The sequence below is a fragment of the Aquimarina sp. I32.4 genome (assembly GCF_002924285.1).
Lineage (GTDB): Bacteria > Bacteroidota > Bacteroidia > Flavobacteriales > Flavobacteriaceae > Aquimarina.
Map to the genome: position 1 here is coordinate 1 of NZ_PGUB01000208.1, position 2,637 is coordinate 2,637.

Sequence of the window (2,637 nt, forward strand, 5' to 3'; positions counted from 1 at the left end):
AAAATTGTGTGAAGATATAACGTTAATAGAAGCTTACAGAAGAGTCAAGAGCAACTATTCTAAGGGAGTAGGCGTAGATGGGCAGAGTTTTGAAGATATCGAAAAGCAAGGCTTAAAAACCTTTTTAGAACATATTCAACAGGATTTAGTCCAAGGGATCTACAAGAGTAAAGCAGTCAAGCAAGTACTGATCCCGAAAGAAAAGAAAGGAGACTTTAGGAAACTAGGCATACCAACAATTCGAGATCGTTTTGTACAGATGGCTGTCAAGCTGTTAATCGAACCTCTATGGGAATCAGAATTTTGTAATACTTCTTACGGATTTCGCCCAAAACGAGGCGCAAAACAAGCGATAAAACAAGTAAAACAAAACATTTATGATAGACACCAATTTGTCTATGATGCGGATTTATCAAAATACTTTGATACGATTCCTCACAATAAATTATTTGTCTTACTAAAGAAAAGGTTGGTAGATAAAGGAATCCTAAGTTTGATACATCAATGGCTTACAGCTCCAGTGCGGTTGCCCAATGGAAAGCTATTAGCAAGTACAGCAGGAAGTCCGCAAGGTGGGGTTATATCACCATTACTATCAAACATCTATCTCCATGCGTTTGATGAAATTGTAAATCATCCAAACGGAAATTTTGCAAAAGCAAACATCCGTATGGTACGTTATGCAGATGATTTTCTGTTAATGGGTAAGTGGTATTTTAGTAAAGAAATACTACAGTACATTGACAGGATAATGGGAAACATGGGATTAACACTAAATAAAGAGAAGACCAAACTATTGCACAGTTGCAAAAGTAGTCTCTTCTTTTTAGGGTTTGAGTTCAGGAATATAAAATCCAAATTTGGATGGAATACAAAGAACTATACCAATGTACGTCCTAGTATGAAATCACGCTCCAAGTTGTTTACGCAGTTGCGAGAACTCTTGTCAAAGCGCAGACATTGGAGAATCGAATGGATAGTATGGAAAGTCAACGAGTTATTAATAGGTTGGCTTAATTATTTTTCGATAAGTAAAGTGACTCATATTTGGGAAACCATAAAAATCATCAAGAAGCATTTGGACTATAAACTATTTAAATGGATGAAAAGTAAAGGCAGAAAGGCACATCGGAAGCTACGCCAGCGACCCTATGAAAATTTAGTTCGCTTTTATGGCTTACTAGACATAGAAAAGTATGCACGTCTTAAAACCCATGCGAAAGCTCAATGAAGAATTCTATCGGTAAGCCGTGTGAGGGAAAACTTCAAGCACGGTTTGATGAAGGGGGCGCTGACAGTCTCGTAAATTTTACTAATTTAGTGAGAAATTTAACAGAGCTGTCAGGCTCTACTCTACTGCTCCTTTTTTCTAAGATGACAAAGTAGGATTATTGCAGAGATTAGTTTGCCATCTTTTGTATTGGCCAGTATGCCAAAAGGTTTTATGTTTTCTGTAAATAAAGCGATCTTTGATTTTAGTGATCAGCGTATCTCCCATGATAATTTTCCAAAACATTATTATGATAACGATTTATTATTTCCAAGTATAGAAAATTGGAGAGGCTTTTATATAGAATCCTTAAAAGTAGGTTTACCCGAGGCTTTTCATACAGAAGAAAGTATTGCGAAAAAACAACGTGTATCCTTTGAAGCCCACCATATGATTATAGATAACTATGGAGTATCTGGTCATTTTGAAGTAAATAATATTATCCCTCTGTCAAAAGGTAGAACCAACAAAAATAAAGCTTGGGCTATGTCTGTAGATCAATTAGGAATATCATTGGCTGCCAATAGATTCACGGGTGCTAATTTTGACGGACGTATCTTACTACCGATTTCTGATGACTTACAGAAAAAAGTAACTGATGCTAAAAAAGATAAACCCAAAGGTTTAGTGTATTCAGGATTAATTTCTGAAGAAGAATTTATGTTACGATTGTCTTCTCTAAAGGACATAAAATTTAACATCTGGAAAGCCAAAGCCAAGTTGGCTCCTAACTCTTCTATAGAATTAAAAGTGGAAGATGGTAATTTCCGCCCCAAAGCTATTTTACACGGAGAGATGACCATTTCTTCAGACATTAATGAAAAGGAAACAGCTTCATCACTTCCAGAAGATATTAATGGGGAAGAAGAAAAAGAAAAGGCTATAGCTTTTAAAGGAATAACATTTCAGGGTTTGGTATTACAAACCGAATCTCCTGTGTTTCAAGTTGGATATTTTGGATATAAAGGAGAAGTGAAAGTTGCTAATTTCCCAGTTTCTATAGGTGATATTGCACTGAGTTCAAATGACCAAGGAGCAGCAATAAATTTTGACTTGATGATCAATCTAATGGGCAAAGAAAGTAAAGGTTTTGCTGCAAAAACTAGGTTGGGTATTTTTTGCAAGTTCAAGGAAGAAAACCATAAGCAACGATGGGAATATGATAAAATTGATTTATCAGAAATCCATATTGAAGCTAACATGGGAGCTGTTCAACTTAAAGGTAATTTAAAACTTAGGAATAACGATGAAGTTTATGGCAATGGTTTTGAAGCAAACATTACTGGAACTTTTGGTACTTTTGGGCCTATAAGTTGTAAAGCCATTTTTGGGAAAAAGGAGTTCCGATATTGGTATGTTGATGCCGC

At 35.7% G+C, this 2,637-nt stretch carries 1 protein-coding gene and 1 pseudogene; both read left to right on the forward strand.

Annotation, left to right across the window (positions count from 1 at the left end; genetic code table 11):
• Nucleotides 1-1,231 (forward strand): group II intron reverse transcriptase/maturase (ltrA, locus tag CVD18_RS21925; protein WP_103867589.1); only part of this gene is annotated, 1,231 nt, incomplete at its 5' end.
• Nucleotides 1,232-1,429: 198 nt separating this feature from the next.
• Nucleotides 1,430-2,637, forward strand: a pseudogene (locus CVD18_RS21930) (hypothetical protein); the annotation flags it as partial.